Source organism: Jiella mangrovi, from assembly GCF_017815135.1.
Lineage (GTDB): Bacteria > Pseudomonadota > Alphaproteobacteria > Rhizobiales > Rhizobiaceae > Jiella > Jiella mangrovi.
Window position 1 is genome coordinate 239,267 of record NZ_JAGJCF010000004.1, and the last position, 14,892, is coordinate 254,158.

Annotated in this window: 16 protein-coding genes; 7 read left to right on the forward strand and 9 right to left on the reverse strand. The window is 64.9% G+C overall.

Annotated features, from left to right (window positions below):
* Nucleotides 1-345 precede the first annotated feature (345 nt).
* Complete coding sequence (locus tag J6595_RS08595) at nt 346-525, forward strand: Flp family type IVb pilin (protein WP_209594045.1); 180 nt, start codon at nt 346-348, stop codon at nt 523-525.
* Nucleotides 526-761: 236 nt separating this feature from the next.
* Nucleotides 762-1,265, forward strand: a complete 504-nt coding sequence (locus J6595_RS08600; protein ID WP_209594046.1) for an A24 family peptidase — start codon at nt 762-764, stop codon at nt 1,263-1,265.
* A 137-nt stretch (nt 1,266-1,402) separates the two neighbouring features.
* Here J6595_RS08600 and J6595_RS08605 read toward each other — a convergent pair whose 3' ends face one another.
* The 6 genes from J6595_RS08605 to J6595_RS08630 all read right to left on the reverse strand — a co-directional run bounded on the left by J6595_RS08605 (nt 1,403) and on the right by J6595_RS08630 (nt 5,636).
* Nucleotides 1,403-2,398, reverse strand: a complete 996-nt coding sequence (locus J6595_RS08605; protein WP_209594047.1) for a branched-chain amino acid ABC transporter permease — start codon at nt 2,396-2,398, stop codon at nt 1,403-1,405.
* A 2-nt stretch (nt 2,399-2,400) separates the two neighbouring features.
* On the reverse strand, nt 2,401-3,288 hold the full coding sequence (locus J6595_RS08610) for a branched-chain amino acid ABC transporter permease (RefSeq protein ID WP_209594048.1): 888 nt from the start codon (nt 3,286-3,288) through the stop codon (nt 2,401-2,403).
* 6 nt (nt 3,289-3,294) lie between these two features.
* Nucleotides 3,295-4,029 carry an ABC transporter ATP-binding protein gene (locus tag J6595_RS08615; RefSeq protein ID WP_209594049.1) on the reverse strand — a complete coding sequence of 245 codons (735 nt, stop codon included), beginning with the start codon at nt 4,027-4,029 and terminating at the stop codon, nt 3,295-3,297.
* Nucleotides 4,022-4,786, reverse strand: a complete 765-nt coding sequence (locus tag J6595_RS08620) for an ABC transporter ATP-binding protein (protein WP_209594050.1) — start codon at nt 4,784-4,786, stop codon at nt 4,022-4,024. The genes J6595_RS08615 and J6595_RS08620 overlap by 8 nt, the downstream gene beginning before the upstream one ends.
* 49 nt (nt 4,787-4,835) lie before the next feature.
* Nucleotides 4,836-4,991, reverse strand: a complete 156-nt coding sequence (locus J6595_RS08625) for a hypothetical protein (RefSeq protein WP_209594051.1) — start codon at nt 4,989-4,991, stop codon at nt 4,836-4,838.
* Between the two features lie 132 nt (nt 4,992-5,123).
* Nucleotides 5,124-5,636, reverse strand: coding sequence for a hypothetical protein (locus J6595_RS08630; protein WP_209594052.1), 513 nt, complete (start codon nt 5,634-5,636; stop codon nt 5,124-5,126).
* Between the two features lie 370 nt (nt 5,637-6,006).
* Between J6595_RS08630 and J6595_RS08635 the strand changes: the two genes are divergently transcribed.
* Together J6595_RS08635 and J6595_RS08640 are read left to right on the forward strand one after the other, a co-directional pair.
* Nucleotides 6,007-6,354: a helix-turn-helix domain-containing protein gene (locus tag J6595_RS08635; protein ID WP_209594053.1), complete on the forward strand. Its 348-nt coding sequence runs from the start codon at nt 6,007-6,009 to the stop codon at nt 6,352-6,354.
* Nucleotides 6,351-6,884, forward strand: coding sequence for a DUF6456 domain-containing protein (locus J6595_RS08640; RefSeq protein WP_209594054.1), 534 nt, complete (start codon nt 6,351-6,353; stop codon nt 6,882-6,884). Before J6595_RS08635 ends, J6595_RS08640 begins: the two co-directional genes overlap by 4 nt.
* A gap of 63 nt (nt 6,885-6,947) precedes the next feature.
* Here the strand turns inward: J6595_RS08640 and J6595_RS08645 are convergent, their stop codons facing one another.
* Both J6595_RS08645 and J6595_RS08650 read right to left on the reverse strand, forming a co-directional pair.
* Nucleotides 6,948-7,367 carry a SufE family protein gene (locus tag J6595_RS08645; RefSeq protein WP_209594055.1) on the reverse strand — a complete coding sequence of 140 codons (420 nt, stop codon included), beginning with the start codon at nt 7,365-7,367 and terminating at the stop codon, nt 6,948-6,950.
* A gap of 139 nt (nt 7,368-7,506) precedes the next feature.
* Nucleotides 7,507-8,100, reverse strand: a complete 594-nt coding sequence (locus tag J6595_RS08650) for a DUF5330 domain-containing protein (RefSeq protein ID WP_209594056.1) — start codon at nt 8,098-8,100, stop codon at nt 7,507-7,509.
* Between the two features lie 429 nt (nt 8,101-8,529).
* Here J6595_RS08650 and J6595_RS08655 point away from each other — a divergent pair, with 429 nt between their 5' ends.
* From J6595_RS08655 to J6595_RS08665, 3 genes are all read left to right on the forward strand, one after another.
* A complete protein-coding gene (locus J6595_RS08655; RefSeq protein WP_209594057.1) occupies nt 8,530-10,323 on the forward strand; it encodes a sensor histidine kinase in 1,794 nt (597 codons plus the stop codon).
* On the forward strand, nt 10,301-11,047 hold the full coding sequence (locus J6595_RS08660) for a peptidoglycan-binding domain-containing protein (RefSeq protein WP_209594058.1): 747 nt from the start codon (nt 10,301-10,303) through the stop codon (nt 11,045-11,047). The genes J6595_RS08655 and J6595_RS08660 overlap by 23 nt, the downstream gene beginning before the upstream one ends.
* Before the next feature lie 112 nt (nt 11,048-11,159).
* Nucleotides 11,160-11,492 (forward strand): DUF1491 family protein, encoded by a 333-nt coding sequence (locus tag J6595_RS08665; protein WP_209594059.1) that lies wholly within the window; start codon nt 11,160-11,162, stop codon nt 11,490-11,492.
* A 121-nt stretch (nt 11,493-11,613) separates the two neighbouring features.
* Here J6595_RS08665 and J6595_RS08670 read toward each other — a convergent pair whose 3' ends face one another.
* Nucleotides 11,614-14,778 carry an EAL domain-containing protein gene (locus tag J6595_RS08670; protein WP_209594060.1) on the reverse strand — a complete coding sequence of 1,055 codons (3,165 nt, stop codon included), beginning with the start codon at nt 14,776-14,778 and terminating at the stop codon, nt 11,614-11,616.
* Nucleotides 14,779-14,892: the final 114 nt, after the last annotated feature.

Genomic DNA, 14,892 nt, shown 5'->3' on the forward strand with positions numbered 1-14,892 from the left:
TGTTGATCCGATCGATCGAGCTTGCGGGCGAATTATCGTCAGTATTGTTGATCAGGCTGAACGAACCATTAACATGGCTCGGTGGCCGTAACCGGTAAATGCTCGCAAGACGTTTGAACGTCGCGGATTCATGCCTTGCATCCGAAGCTGCGCGAAGGACATTGCGACATCCTGCTGCGTCAACTTGTCCCGGCCGGCGGCGTAATGTCGCGCAGCCAGAGCGCCGATAAGTAAAAATCAACCATTCGTCTTAAGGTCATCGCAACAGCCGCCGAATAGCGTGGCCCCCACCCGAACGACGGGACAGTCGACGGGAGCGCTACCACGGGATCTCAAGGAGTCACGATGTCCAACCTTATCGCACGCTTTGCCAAGAACGAGTCCGGCGCCACCGCCATCGAGTACGGCCTCATTGCCGGTATCATGGCCGTCGCGCTGATCGCCGCTTTCGGCATGCTCGCCCCGCAGCTCAAGAGCACCTTCGACAACGTCGCCACCACGATGAAAGACGGCGTCAGCGAGTAATCGGCAGGTCGCGCTTTGCAGCGTGACCGATCGAAAAGAATTCTCTTGCGGGTGGCGGTTCAAAACCGCCGCCCGCAATTTTTTCTGAGCCCGGCCTGCGCGGCCGGAGCTTGCGCCTTTGGCGACCTCACGCAGGACGCACCCAAAGACTTAAGATTTTTCCGCGATGTTGCGGGCGACGAAGACCGGGCCAAGTCGGCTCGATACCCGGATCACTGGGGAGACCGTTCACCGACATGCTGACCGCCACGCTGCTGCTCACCGTCTTTCCCTTCGCCATGATCTACAGCGCCGCGACCGATCTTCTCGAGATGAAGATCGAGAACCGGATCATGATCGTTCTGGCCGCGACCTTCGTGCCGGCGGCCTTTCTCATCGGCATGCCCTGGCAAGTCTTCGCCAGCCATCTGCTCCTGGGCTTTGTCTGCCTCTGCGTCACCTTTGCGATGTTCGCGGCCGGGTGGATGGGCGGCGGCGACGCCAAGCTGATCGCCGCGACGGCGCTGTGGTTCGGCCCGAGCATGCTCGCGGTGGAATATCTGCTCTACGGCGCCCTGATGGGCGGCGGCTTGACCATCGTGATCCTGCTGATGCGGGGTCAACTTCTGCCGATCACCGGTGTCGATTTCGTCGACCGGCTGATGGAAAAGGACACGGGCGTGCCATACGGCATCGCCCTCGGCGCGGCCGGCCTCGTCGTTTACTCCCAAAGCTTCTGGTTGACCGCCGCCGTCGGCTGAGGCCGATGCGCCCGGCCGATCGATCGGAGCCTACGGCTGGAGCGGGATGAGATGAGCTTCGCTCACCCTCCCGGTCTGTCCTCTTGTCGAGGCATGATCTTTTCCGAAAACCGGTCCCCACTTATCGCGATCATGCTCTATCGCTTCATCAGCCGGATCGCCTCGCCGACGATGCCGCGGCGGAACAAAAGGACGCACAGAACGAAGATCACACCGACGATGACCGTGACCGGCACGTCGGAGGTCGCGAAGTAGTTCTGCATGGTGATCACCAGCGTCGCGCCGATCGAGGGCCCGAAGATCGTGCCCATGCCGCCGAGCAGTGTCATCAGGACGACTTCGCCCGACATCTGCCAGGCGACATCGGTCAGCGTCGCGATCTGCAGGACGATCACCTTGGTGCCCCCGGCCAATCCGGCGATCGTCGCCGACATGACGAAGGCGGCGAGCTTGTAGCGCTCGACCCGGTAGCCGAGGGAGATCGCCCGGTTCTCGTTCTCGCGGATGGCCTGGAGAACATGGCCGAAGGGCGAATTGACGATCCGCCAGACGGCAAAGAATCCGACGAGGAAGATCAAAAGCACGAAATAATAGATGTTGAGCGGCCGGTTGAGATCGACGAGGCCGAGGAGATCACCGCGCGGGACGTTCTGGATACCGTCCTCGCCGTGGGTGAAGGGCGCCTGCAGGAAGATGAAGTAGACCATCTGCGACAGGGCCAGCGTCACCATGGCGAAATAGATGCCCTGGCGCCGGATGGCGACGAACCCGACGACGAGGCCCATGAGGCCGGCGCCGGCCGCGCCGAGAAGGATGGCCGAAAGCGGCTCCCATCCCCAGACCTTGGCGGCATGGGCGGTGAAATAGGCGGCCCCGCCGAAGAAGGCCGCGTGGCCGAAGGACAGGAGCCCGGTATAGCCGAGCAGAAGATTGAAGGCGGTGGCGAAGAGCGCGAAGCACAAGACCGTCATGACGAAGACGGGATAGACGAAGAAGGGCGCCGCGATCAGGCCGATGATCGCGATCACGGCGACGACAAGACCGATCCGTGAGAGGTTCTTCTGCCGGTCGTGGGCCGCGGTCGCAGCTTTGTCTTCTGGGCGGGCCGGGCCGGATTGCGTCAGGCTGGTCATGGTCAGACCTCCTTGCCGAACAGGCCGGCGGGCCTCAGCATCAGGACGATCGCCATGATGACGAAGACGACGATGTTCGAGGCTTCGGGATAGAACACCTTCGTCAGGCCCTCGAGGATGCCGAGCATGTAGCCCGTGACGATCGCTCCGCCGATCGAGCCCATGCCGCCGATGACGACGACGGCGAAGACGATGATGATGAGGTTCGAGCCCATCAGCGGCGAGACCTGATAGATCGGCGCCGCAAGAACCCCGGCGAGGGCGGCGAGACCGGCTCCGAGCGCGTAGGTGAGTGTCAGGAGCAGCGGCACGTTGACGCCGAAGGCCTGGACGAGCTGCGGGTTTTCGGTCGCGGCGCGCAGATAGGCGCCGAGCCGGGTCTTTTCGATCAGAAGCCAGACGGCGAGACAGATGACGATCGAGGCGACGACGACGAAGCCGCGATAGTTCGGCAGGAACATGAAGCCGAGATTGGTGCCGCCGGACAGGATCTGCGGGCCGGAATAGGGCTGGCCCGCCGCGCCGAAATACCAGCGGAAGGAGCCCTCGATGATCAGCGCCAGGCCGAAGGTGAAAAGGAGGCCGTAGAGGTGGTCGAGGTCGTAGAGCCGCGACAGCATGGTGCGCTCGATCACGGCCGAGACGGCGGCGACGACCAGCGGCGCGATGACGAGCGCCGGCCAGAAGCCGATGCCGGTATAGGCGAGAAGGAGATAGGCCGCGAAGGCGCCGAGCATGTATTGCGCGCCATGGGCGAAGTTGATCACCCGCAACAGGCCGAAGATCACCGCGAGGCCGAGCGACAGGATCGCGTAGAACGAGCCGTTGATGATGCCGAGGAAAAGCTGGCCGAGAAGGGCGGGCAGAGGAACACCGAAAATCATCGTCATATCGGCTTAGACTCCCACCACTTCGTTGAGCCGGTCCATCTTGGCATCGAGCTGGGAGGTCGGGAAGCTTTCCAGGATATGCCCGTCCTCCATCAGATAGAAGCGATCCGCGACCTTCTTGGCGAAGCGGAAATTCTGTTCGACGAGGAGCAGCGTCATGCCCTTCTTCTTCAGTTCGATGAGGACGTCGCCGATGCGCTGGATGATCACCGGCGCGAGGCCCTCGGTCGGCTCGTCGAGGAGAATGATCCTGACGCCCGTCCTGAGAATCCGGGCGATCGCAAGCATCTGCTGCTCGCCGCCGGAGAGTTTGGTGCCCGGCGAGTTGCGCCGTTCGGCCAGATTGGGGAAGAGGTCGTAGATCTCCTCGACGCTCATGCCGCCCTCGGCGACCTTCGGCGGCAGCATGAGATTTTCCGAGACGGACAGCGTCGCGAAGATGCCGCGCTCCTCCGGCACGTAGCCGATGCCGGAATGGGCCGTGCGGTGCACCGGCACCTTCATCATGTCCTCGCCGGCGATGCGGATCTCGCCCTCGCGGCGGGGAAGGAGGTTCATGATCGCCCGCAAGGTGGACGTTTTGCCGGCGCCGTTGCGGCCGACGAGGGTAATCGTCTCGCCTTCGGCAAGGTCGAGCGAAACGCCGTGCAGCACGTGGCTTTCGCCGTACCAGCCGTTGAGATCGCGGACCTTGAGGAGCGGCTCGGCGCCGTTCGCGCGTTCCGGCTGGCCTCTACTCATCCTCGCTCCCCATATAGGCCTCGCGCACGCGCTTGTCGGAACTGACGGTGTCGTAGTCGCCTTCGGCGAGGATCTCGCCGCGCGCCAGGACGGTGACCCGGTCGCACAGATCGGCGACGACGGAGAGATTGTGCTCGACCATCAGCACCGTGCGGCCCTTGGCGATGCGGCGGATGAGATCGGAAATGCGGCCGATGTCCTCGACGCCCATGCCGGCCATCGGCTCGTCGAACAGAAGCACCGGCGGGTCGAGGGCGAGCGTCGTCGCGATCTCCAGCGCGCGCTTGCGGCCGTAGGGCAGCTCGGCGGCGTCGTGGCCGGCGAAGGCGGAGAGGCCGACGGCGTCGATCAGCCGGTTTGCCTCGTCGTCGAGGCGGTCCAGCACGCGGTTCGACCGCCAGAACTGGGTGTCGAGGCCGGCCTTTCGCTGGAGCGCCACGCGCACGTTGTCGAGAACGGTCAGATGCGGGAACACGGCGGAAATCTGGAACGAGCGGACCAGGCCGAGCCGGGCGACGTCTGCCGGCTTCACCCCGGTGATGTCGTCGCCGCGAAAGAAGATGGTTCCAGAGCTCGGCGTCAGAAACTTCGTGAGAAGGTTGAAGACGGTGGTCTTGCCGGCGCCGTTCGGGCCGATCAGGGCGTGGATCGTGCCTTCGCGCACGTCGAGATCGACGTCGCTCACGGCCCTGAAGCCTAAGAACTCCTTGGTGAGCCCGCGGGCCGACAATATCGCATCTGCCGGGGAAGAACTCATTGCGGTCCTCTTCTCCGGTCGCGGGCCTTCGCTGTGATCCGCATCTTCGTCAGCACTCTTCCGCGCGCCGACCGTCGCAGCCGGACGGGCCGCCGAAGCGGCCGGTCGTGACGGCGGGACTGATCACCGGCAGCGCCATCGCGCTCACCGGCGCGGCACGGCCGGCGATGCCGGCCGCGACCGAGGCTGTCTTGTCCACTCGCATTGTCTGCTCCTCCCGAGCGAAACACGAAAAGTCCGTCGTCCTCCCTGGACTTTCCATTCGCCACGAATGAGAGACAGGCCGGAGGCCGATGTCAACGGCTTCATCGGCAATCGGCGATACGAGCCGGCAGGCTCATACTTTAGGACAATGTCGATTTTGCCGCCGCAGTGACGGGGTGTGGCGCCGAGTTGCATGGGATGATGGCCCGGCGTTCGGGCTTGCTCGCGAAGGATCTCTCCTGCCGTTTGCGGTCTCGCGTCGGACGGGCTTGGGGTCGGCTTCGCCTGGGGGCTGCCGGATCCACGGCCCGTCACCGGCAAGCCAGCGCATCAGCCGGGCGACGACGATATGGCGGTTGATGTCGTAGCGGGCGTCCCGGATGCGGCAAAAGCGCGCCTGGCGTCGCGCCTCCCGGCTGACCTTCTCGGCGATCGTTGCGCGCGTGGCCGCTTCCAGCTTCGAAGGGTCATCCATTCGGCAGGCCCTGGCGAGGTTCGGCCCCTCGGCGCCGTAGCGGCGAAGCGCGGCCTGCAGCTCGAGCCGCTGAATGGCGAGCCGGTCTTGCTCGCGTCTTGCTTCTACCTGACGGCGAATGCGAGCGGCGAAAATTTCAAGAAAGGGGGAAAGGTCATCGGCGGTTGTCATCGCGGAACTCCAGGCGACATGAGAGCCGACCAGCATCGCCCGTTGCCGAGGGGGTGGGGATATCTTCCTTGTTGACCGCAGGAAATTCGCGCCGCACTCTCGGCGCTGTGGTCCGGAAAATATGGAAAAAGGGACCCAGGGAGAATCTTTCAGGACTAGGAAGATATTCACATGTTGGGCAAGTTCGCTTATAAACCTGCGATCATTCCAGCAGGGAGACGGACCCATGCAGTTTCCAAGGCCGCCAGAACGAACCGATGCGACCGAGGGGTGCAACATCGCCCATGCGGTCTGGCGCTGCGACGCGCCGCCGGGCCATGGACCTTCATTCGCCGGCGAAACCTGCTCGCCTTCGCGGGGCCGGCACCGCATGGCCGCTGCCGCATGCCGGCTGGCGCAGGAGATCGCCGCCGTCGGCTTCGATGTGCCCGTCGCCGAGATCCGCCGGCCGAGCCGCGCCGAGAATCGGGCCTGCGACGCGCGCCATGTCGCCATGTACCTGGCCAATACGACCTTCGGCATTTCGCTGAGCCGCATCGCGCTCGCTTTCGGCCGCGACCGCACGAGCATTGCCTATGCCGTTCGCCGGGTCGAGGAATGGCGCGACGACGAGGCTTTCGAGCAGTCGCTGCAGAGACTGGAGGGACTTGCGACGGCTGCCTGCCGGGCCATCGACAGCGGCGTTGCGGTGAAAATGGCCGCGGAGGCGCAGCCATGAGCGGGGGGCCGGGTTTCAACGAGGACGAGACGCCGCTGACGCGGCTTGCGACCCGGCGCGGCCGAGGCGGCGAGCCGTTCCTGGCGCCCGCCGAGGCGATGGCCGGCGAGCGGATCCGGGCGGATTTCACCCGCGGCCAGATGACGCCGTCGCTCGGTCAGCGCTGGGACGCGATGCCGCGCGCGCCACGCCATGGCGGCTCGAACGATCTGTCCGATACCGCGATCGATGCCAGGCGCCGGGTCGCGGAGGCTTGCGAGGCAGTCGGGCCGGAGCTTTCGGGCCTCATCCTCGACGTCTGCTGTTTCCTGAAGGGGCTCGAAAGCGTGGAGCGAGAGCGGCAATGGCCGGCCCGTTCGGCAAAACTCCTCCTCAAGACGGGGCTTGCCATCCTGGCGCGGCACTACGGCTTCGACCGGCAGGGCGGCAGCCGCGAGGGACGCATCCGTCGCTGGCGCGCGCCGAAGGAGGAGGGGGACAGGCCGGGCAGTGGCGCATCACGAGAGACTGCCTCGGGCCGCAATGGCTGAGCCGGCCTGTCCGCGGCGGGCCGTGCTCCCGCCGGCAGGCGAGGGAGGCTGCGGCGCCTCTATCTAGGCGGCGGCCGCCTCGCGCGCATCGGTCTTGATCCGCGTCACCATCGACCGCAAGCCGTTGGAGCGCTGCGGCGTCAGGTGGTCCTGGAGGCCGAGGCGGGAAAACACCGCTTCGGCATCGATGGTCTGGATTTCGTCGGCGCTGCGGCCGGAGAACAGGGCAAGGGCGATCGCAACGAGGCCCTTGACGATATGCGCGTCGGAATCGCCGCGAAAGGTCAGATGGGGCGGGCTCTTTCCGTCGCTCTCGCTCACCAGCCATACTTGGCTGACGCAACCGCGGACCTTGGTCGCGTCGGTCATCTCCTCCGGCGAAAGGTCGGGCAGCGCCCGGCCGAGCTCGATGAGATAGCGGTAGCGATCCTCCCAATCGTCGAGAAGCTCGAAATCCGTGGTGATCTCGTCGATCGTCTGCATGGCCGCTCCGGGAACTTGTAGGCGAAAGTGGCGGAACGAGACTGCGGCGAAGCGCTGTCTCAGACCGATCCGGCTCCGTTGAAGGAAGCCGGCGTCCGCCGACGCTTTCGCCGACATATAGGCGCGATCGGCGAGCCTGTCAGGTCCGGGGCGCGGAAACCGGCAGCGGCACTCGCGTTGCGAGGTGGTGATCGCTTGGCGTCGTCCTCGGCGGCAGCGGGCGGCTTCGCGCAGCCGGCAGATGGTCCGAGAGCGGCGGGGTGCTGGTCTGCGAGGCCGTTTCGGTGCCGCGCGTTCCCTCCGCCCGATCCTGCGGGACCGGGGCAGGCGAAAGGCCGGTGGCCGGAATCGCGGCGGTGGTGATCTTGTCGGTCCGCGGCGACGGCGCGGTGTGTTTGACAGCACTCGCCGCCACGTTGCTCCTCGACGGTTCTGCCTCCTCTTTCGCCGGCTCGGAGCGCTGGCGCCTCGCGACGGCGTCGTCGATGAAACCGTAGGCGATCGCAAGTCCATCGCCGACGCGTTCGCCGGCAAAGCGCGCGACGTCCGCTCCGGCGGCGCATGCGGCCGGCGTGCGATCGCAAATGCCCGAAAGGTCGGACAAGGCGGCCTGGGCTCCGTAGAGCACGGCGAACATGTTGATCGTGGGCTCGCCGTCGCGCGGCTCGCCGCCCGGCACGATCATGGCGATCAGGCCCAGAAAGAAGGCCACCTTGATGACGAAGCGAATCATCGCTCTTTCCCCGTCCGTTCATCCCGGGCCGCGATCCTCGTTCCGTCACGGGTCGCAGCTTCTATTGGGAGAGCATGACAGGCGGAGCGGAATCTCACGTTGAAATTGCGATGAAAATTTTAGGTAATTCCGATTGATTCGGACAAGCGTGAGACCAACGTCTTCGGCGCGACCGTCATCGTCACGGCGTTTACTTTTCATTAACCATGTTCGAAGCCGAGCATCATATGAAAAGCGTAGTTTTCTGGGGAATGCAGGCTTCAGGCCAGCTTGAGGGCGAGCCGGTTTATGGCTTCCTTAATGCGCGCCCGGCATGATCGTGAATGTCGGTTCGAACGCCCCTTTCGGCGAGTTCGGCCGGCTGACAGATGATCTGCCAGGGTGAGACCGAGAATGAGGCAAGCTGCGAAGCGTCCAAAGGACACCGGTTTGCGTGTCTCCCAGGCCGCCGTCCGCTTCATGAATACGCGGCTCGACGAATTCGTCGCGCCCTCGGTCACGAGGGGCGGTGAACGTCGCTTCCAGGCCCGTGTGCTCTGCGTTCTTCTGGCCTTCGCTCTCGGCGGGGCTTTGTGCTTTCCCCTTGTTCTTTTCTTCGGGGCAGCGGCCTCCGTCGCCGCGCTGCCGCTGATACTCGCCGCCGTCGCATTGGCCTCCGCTGCCTGGCTGTCGATCGCCGGACGAGCCGACGCGGTGCTCTGGTTCTGGGGGACGATCGTCTCGATCAGCCTCACCTTGATGGCGCTGAACCGGGCGTTGCCGCCGGAATTTGCCATCGCGGCGCTCGCCATTTTGCCGCTCGAGGCGGGAAACGCGAAGCGCTACCGGCTGGCGGCAGGTCTCGTCGCCGTGTCGCTCGCCTGCGGCGGCCTGCTCGCGGCGACAGCGGCGCTGGAGGAGGCCGGCATGACGGCCGGCAGCCTGCTGCTCGGCCTGACAGCCGTCTTCTACGGCCTGAGGCTCGTCGTTCGCGGCGCTGCGGATCGCGGTCTGGACCGTCACGAGCGTGATGACGACGAGCGGCGGGCGCGCCGCCGGGCGGCCGAGGAATTCGGCACGTTGATCTTCGAGGTCCGCCAGAGCGGGCGGATCGATCACGCGTCTTCGAAAGCCTGCGAGGTCATCGCAGGCGGCGGTCACAGTTGCTCGGGTGACCTGTTCGGCGAGCTCTGCCATGTCGCCGACCGGCTGGCCGTTATGCAGGCGATCGATGATGCGCGCTCCGGCAATCGGCCGGCGCCTTTCGCGGCGAGGCTGAAGGTGGCAGAAGGGCGTTTCTGCAGCTTCGGTCTGACCATCCGCCAGCTTGGCCCGCTCGCGCAGGACGGCGACGACGACCGCGATGTCCTCGTCATCGCCGAAAGCCTCGTTCTGGCGCCGGAATCCGACCTCAGCGCCGATCTCGAGGCGGCGTGCAAGGCCTCGGCTGCCAAAAGCCAGTTCCTGGCGACGGTCAGTCACGAATTGCGTACGCCGCTGAACGCCATCATCGGCTTTTCGGACGTTCTCGACCACGAGTATTTCGGCGGATTCGAAAGCGTGAAGCAAAAGGAATATGTCGGTCTGATCCGCCAGTCGGGCCAGCATCTTCTGTCCATCGTCAACACGCTGCTCGATGTCTCGAAGATCGAGGCCGGACGCTACGACCTCGATCCCGAGACGTTCGATCTGTCGGTCCTGATGCGGGAAATCGGCGATCTGATGCGTGAGGAGGCCCGCTGCAAGGGCTTGCGCCTGGACGTGAGGCCGGCGCGGGGTCTGGAACTCGTCGCCGATCGCAGGGCCTGCCGGCAGATCCTCCTCAATCTCGTCTCCAATGCCCTGAAGTTCACCGAGAGCGGCGTCGTCACCGTGGAAAGCCGCCTTTGCGGGTCCGACTGCGAGATGCTTGTCAGCGACACCGGCATCGGCATCGCCGAAGCCGATATCGGTCGCCTCGGTGCGCCCTTCGTTCAGCTTTCCTCCGGACTGTCGCGCCGGTACCAGGGAACCGGCCTCGGTCTCTCCCTCGTCAAGGGTCTCGCCGAGCTGCATGGCGGCGCGATGAGCGTCACGAGCCAGCCCGGTGTCGGGACCATGGTCACCGTTCGTGTGCCGGTCGATGGTCCGTCGGCCGACCTTGAGCCTTCCGCCTCTACCCCTGAAAACATCGTCGCGTTGAGTGATGCCCGCAGCAAAACGAACTTCCAAGCGCAGATCCGTGAAAAAAGACGCTCGGCCTGAAGGCCTGCTCGACGCGGTCGCGACGCTCTCGACGCGCGGTGCCATGGGCGCCCTGCGCGCCGTTGCGCGGCGTCCGGCGCTGTCGTCCGGCATCGCGGCCTTTGGCGTGATCTTCGCCAGCGTCTCGATCAACGGCCTCTACGAACAGAGCGGCCGGCATCCCAATCCGATGCTGGTGACGCGCAAGGTGCAAGAGCCTGCGCCAGCCGAGAACGTCGCATCGGCGTCCTCGCAGGCGGCTCAAGACGCCGTGCGCCAGCCTCGTTCGGCAGCGCTCTCGCAGGATCGCGTGGCTGGCGCATTCGCCCGCGCGGCGGGCGAGGACGCGTCCTCGGCCGAAGCGACAGAGAAGACGGCGTCGGCGGATCGTTCCGGCGTTCCGGCGCCCGCGCCGCGGCCTTTGCCGCAGCCCGATCCCGAACAGACCGCCTCGATCACGGCGCACCAAAGCGGGCGTGTCGTTCCAACACCCCATGCTGCGGCCCGTGGCCACGGCGCGGCTTCGTCCGGCCGTTTCGCATCGCTCAGCGAGGCGGAGCGGGTGAAGCGCATCCAGGCGGCGCTTGCCTCGGCACAGGTCGCCGATCTTTCCGTCGATGGTATTCTCGGCGAGAAGACCAAGGCCGCGATCCGCACCTTCGAAGCTCTGGAGGGCATGGACGTCACCGGCAAACCGGATGCCAAGGTCCTGCAGCGGCTTGCCGAAATCGGCCTCGTGCAATAGAGCGCCGTGCGTCCGAACGGACGCAGAAAGGAAGCCCAGCCTTTCAGACTACCGCATCATGCGTTCCAGAAATCGATTTCGATTTTCGGGCCGATGCTGTAAGCCCCGCTGCGTGCGGATCACCAGCGAACTCTTTGTCGCCCAACTCACCCGCCGTCTGTTCCAGGACGGCGAGTTTGCGACCGTCATTCGCCGCGGGGCGGAGGCGGCGGGCGCAATCTTCATCGTTGCGCGATCGCGGGAGGGGGGCTTGCGTCTGTTCGGGCCGGCCGTCCAGAGCCTGTTCGAGGAGGACGGCTTGCGTCGCTTCATGGAAGAGCCGGCAAACGACGACGCCGCGCTGGAAGCGAGATTCCTGCGCGAAGCGCGGTTCGATCCGGATTTCTGGGTGATCGAGATCGAGACGGCAGAGCCCGAAAGATTCCTCGAGATCGTCGAAGGCTGACATTCGACGGGAAGAGCCGGCAGATCCCTTTTTCGAGTGCGGGCCGGAGCCCGCCGGCCGCGTTTCGCTGCTTCGCAGCGTGGGAGACGCAATCGGCTTGATCTCGAAACTTACGACCGGCTCAGGCGCTTGCGGTCGCGTGATTATCGGCGACGGTGCTGCCAAGGATCCTTGCGAGATTTTTGTCGACCTCATGGGCGACCTTGTCGGCCGGCAGCGGCTGCGAGAACAGATAACCCTGGACCTCGTCGCAATGGCGGCTTGCAAGGATCGTCAGCTGTTCGACGGTTTCGACCCCCTCGGCGACGACCGACAGGTTGAGAGCCCGGCCGAGATCCATCACCGCCTCGGCGATCGCGAGCGAACTCTTGTCGGTGGCGAGGTTCATGATGAAACTGCGGTCGATCTTGATCGTGTCGAAGGGGAAGGCACGCAGATAGCTCAGCGACGAATAGCCGGTGCCGAAATCGTCGAGAGCCAGCCGGATTCCGCGGCGCTTCAACGCCTTGAGAACGGTCAGAGCGCGGTCGCGGTCTTCCACAAGGATGCTTTCCGTCAACTCGATCTCGAAACGATCGGGAGGAAAGCCGACGTCTTCAAGGATCGCGAGAACGTTTTCGACGAAGTCGCGGGTGCGTAGCTGGTGGCCGCTGACATTGACGGAAATCGGCGCGCCGCCGAGTTTGTCGAGGCTCTGCCGGCAAGCCTCGCGGATCACCCAGTTGCCGATCTCGTTGATCTTGCCGGATTGTTCGGCGATCGGAATGAAGAGGCTTGGCTTTATCTCGCCGCGCTTGGGATGATGCCAGCGAGCGAGCGTCTCGTAGCTGACGAAAGACCCGCATTTCAGGCCAACCCGCGGTTGGAAGGCGAGGGACAGTTCGCCGCGCTCGACCGCCTGTGCGAGATCGGCATCGAGTTCGCGCCGAGCCTTGAGATCCGTGTCCATGCCCGGCTCGAAGCCGGCGAAGGTATTCCGGCCGTTGCGCTTGGCGTGGTAGAGCGCAACGTCGGCCCGCGAAATCAGCGCTTCCTGTTCCACCGCATCTTGCGGCGCGAGGGCAAATCCAACGCTTGCGCCGGGACGGATCTTGGCGCCGTTGCCGATATCCACCGGCTGCGACATTGCGCGAACGATGCGGAAAGCCAGATCGGCGACCTGATTGCGGAAGGAAATCTCCGTGAGCACGATCGCGAATTCATCACCGCCGAGGCGAGCGACAAAACTCGTCGGTCCGGCCGCCTCGCACAACCGGCTCGCCGTGGCGCGCAGAACGGCGTCGCCGGCCGGATGGCCGTAGAGATCGTTGATATCCTTGAAGTGGTCGAGATCGATGCTGATCAGGGCAGCGCTGCTTCCGGTCTCCCTGGCCTTCAGGATGATCGCATCGAGCCGGCTGGTGAAGAGAGCCCGGTTGGGCAGGTGGGTCAGCGGATCGTGGTGGGCGGTGAAGCGAAGCTTTTCCTCGGCGACCTTGCGCTCGCTGATGTCCGCGAAGGCCATGACGCGCGCGGCGGCGCCGCGGATGACGATCGCTCTCGATCGCACCTCGACCGGAATCGCGACGCCATCATGGCGCCGAAGCCGCAGTTCGAAAACCTTATTGACATCCGAAGCCATCACCTGCGCGAGGATTGCCTCGCTTCCGGGGCCGACGAGGTCGGCGACGGGCGAACCGGCAAGCGCCATGACGGGGCGATCGAGCATTCGAGCGAAGGCCGCGTTCATGTCGACGACCCGGCCATCGATGACGACGGCCAGTCCCTCGAAGGCGGCGTCGCCGATCGCCGCTAGACGCTCGGCCTCCTGCGTCGTGCGCCGCAGGGCTTCGGAGTCTCGCTTGGCGATCTCGGAATTTTCGATTTCGTCGAGAAAGGCGTTGAACAAGCGGGTCACCTGCTCGACCTCGTCGCCGATCTCGACCGGCAGGCGGTGGCTGAGATCGATGCGCCCCGAGATATAGGCGGAGAGGGCCGTCTCGAGGCTGCCCGTGCCGAGCACGGCGCCGTGCTCTGCCTGGTTCAAGCCACGTTCCTCGTCGGCCGGGCTGACCCGTATCGGCTCGATGCGATCGGCGAGCTTGAAGAAGAGATAGGCGATCGGGAAGGTCCAGAGGAAATTGATGCCGGCTCCCGCGGCCTGGATGCCGAATTGCGCCATGCGGCCGCCTTCGACGAGCATCTCGCTCGGAGCCAGGAGAGCGGGGCCGAGGGTGCCGACGATGCCGGCAAAGCCGTGACAGCCAATGGCTCCGACGGCGTCGTCGATGCCGCAGCGTTCGACGAGGTCGTTGCCGACAATGGCGATCAGGCCACCGGCAAGACCGACTGCCATCGCGCCGAAGCCGTCCAGGACATGGCAGCCGGCGGTGACCGCGACGAGACCTCCAATGAGGCCGCAGATCGGCAATTCCGGCATTGTCATGCCGTCATATCGCCATAGCCCGTAGAGATAGCCTGCCGTCCCGCCGCAGGCTGCCGCGAGGACTGTGTTGGCGACGATACCCGCGATTGCGGGCGTCGCGTGGATGGTGGAGCCGCCATTGAAGCCGATCCAGCCGACGAAGATGATCATGGCGCCGGCCGTGGCCAGAACGACGCTGTGGCCCTGGATGCGCCGCGGCGTGCCGTCCGGCATGAACCGCCCGATACGCGGACCGAGGACGATACAGGCCGCAAGCGAGATCCAGGCGCCGGTCGAGTGGACGACCGTGGATCCGGCGAAATCGATGAAACCCGCATTGGCAAGGAAGGCGGAGCGGCTGGGATGGAGCGCGTTGCCCCATGCCCAGTGGGTGAAGATCGGGTAGATCAGGGCGGCGATCAGGATCGTGACGACGCCATAGACGGCAAGCCGCAAACGCTCGGCCGCTGCGCCCGAGACGATGGTCGCCGCGGTTCCGCAGAACATCACCTGGAAGGCGAAGAAGGCGAGCTCTGACGGTGTCAGGTCGCTGAGGAAGGCAAAGCGTCCGTCGTGGCCGAACCCCAGCCCGCTGTCGCGCCCGAAGGCCAGCATGAAGCCGAGGGCCGCGAATGCGACGATCGACAGGAGAAGATCGAGGAGGTTCTTCTGGGCGACGTTGATCGAGTTCTTCGAGCGGACGAGGCCGGCTTCCAGAAGGAGGAAACCGATCTGCATCAACAGGACGAGGCCTGCCGAGATGAGCACCCAGACATGGACGTCGTCACCGCCATGCCTCACGATCGACGTGTCGACCCCTGTAGCGTGAGCGGTGTTGCTGCAAACGAGGTAGAGTGCGACCGTGAAAATGGGATATCGCATAACCAAACCATGCCAGTAACGCTGGACATATCTGAACGGGTTTTTATGAAGTTTGACTGAATATCTTTACACATAACCAGTCTGGAGCGGCGATCTCGCGATCCGGACAGTGAC

Excerpts from the sequence above, each read along its gene's own strand:
- J6595_RS08645 (WP_209594055.1), bottom strand. The coding sequence starts at position 7,367 with ATGCAGACGATCGACGAGATCACCACGGATTTCGAGCTTCTCGACGAT.
- J6595_RS08640 (WP_209594054.1), top strand. The coding sequence starts at position 6,351 with ATGAGCGGGGGGCCGGGTTTCAACGAGGACGAGACGCCGCTGACGCGG.
- J6595_RS08600 (WP_209594046.1), top strand. The coding sequence starts at position 762 with ATGCTGACCGCCACGCTGCTGCTCACCGTCTTTCCCTTCGCCATGATC.
- J6595_RS08595 (WP_209594045.1), top strand. The coding sequence starts at position 346 with ATGTCCAACCTTATCGCACGCTTTGCCAAGAACGAGTCCGGCGCCACC.
- J6595_RS08615 (WP_209594049.1), bottom strand. The coding sequence starts at position 4,029 with ATGAGTAGAGGCCAGCCGGAACGCGCGAACGGCGCCGAGCCGCTCCTC.
- J6595_RS08605 (WP_209594047.1), bottom strand. The coding sequence starts at position 2,398 with ATGACCAGCCTGACGCAATCCGGCCCGGCCCGCCCAGAAGACAAAGCT.
- J6595_RS08620 (WP_209594050.1), bottom strand. The coding sequence starts at position 4,786 with ATGAGTTCTTCCCCGGCAGATGCGATATTGTCGGCCCGCGGGCTCACC.
- J6595_RS08670 (WP_209594060.1), bottom strand. The coding sequence starts at position 14,778 with ATGCGATATCCCATTTTCACGGTCGCACTCTACCTCGTTTGCAGCAAC.
- J6595_RS08610 (WP_209594048.1), bottom strand. The coding sequence starts at position 3,288 with ATGACGATGATTTTCGGTGTTCCTCTGCCCGCCCTTCTCGGCCAGCTT.
- J6595_RS08635 (WP_209594053.1), top strand. The coding sequence starts at position 6,007 with ATGGCCGCTGCCGCATGCCGGCTGGCGCAGGAGATCGCCGCCGTCGGC.
- J6595_RS08630 (WP_209594052.1), bottom strand. The coding sequence starts at position 5,636 with ATGACAACCGCCGATGACCTTTCCCCCTTTCTTGAAATTTTCGCCGCT.
- J6595_RS08625 (WP_209594051.1), bottom strand. The coding sequence starts at position 4,991 with ATGCGAGTGGACAAGACAGCCTCGGTCGCGGCCGGCATCGCCGGCCGT.
- J6595_RS08650 (WP_209594056.1), bottom strand. The coding sequence starts at position 8,100 with ATGATTCGCTTCGTCATCAAGGTGGCCTTCTTTCTGGGCCTGATCGCC.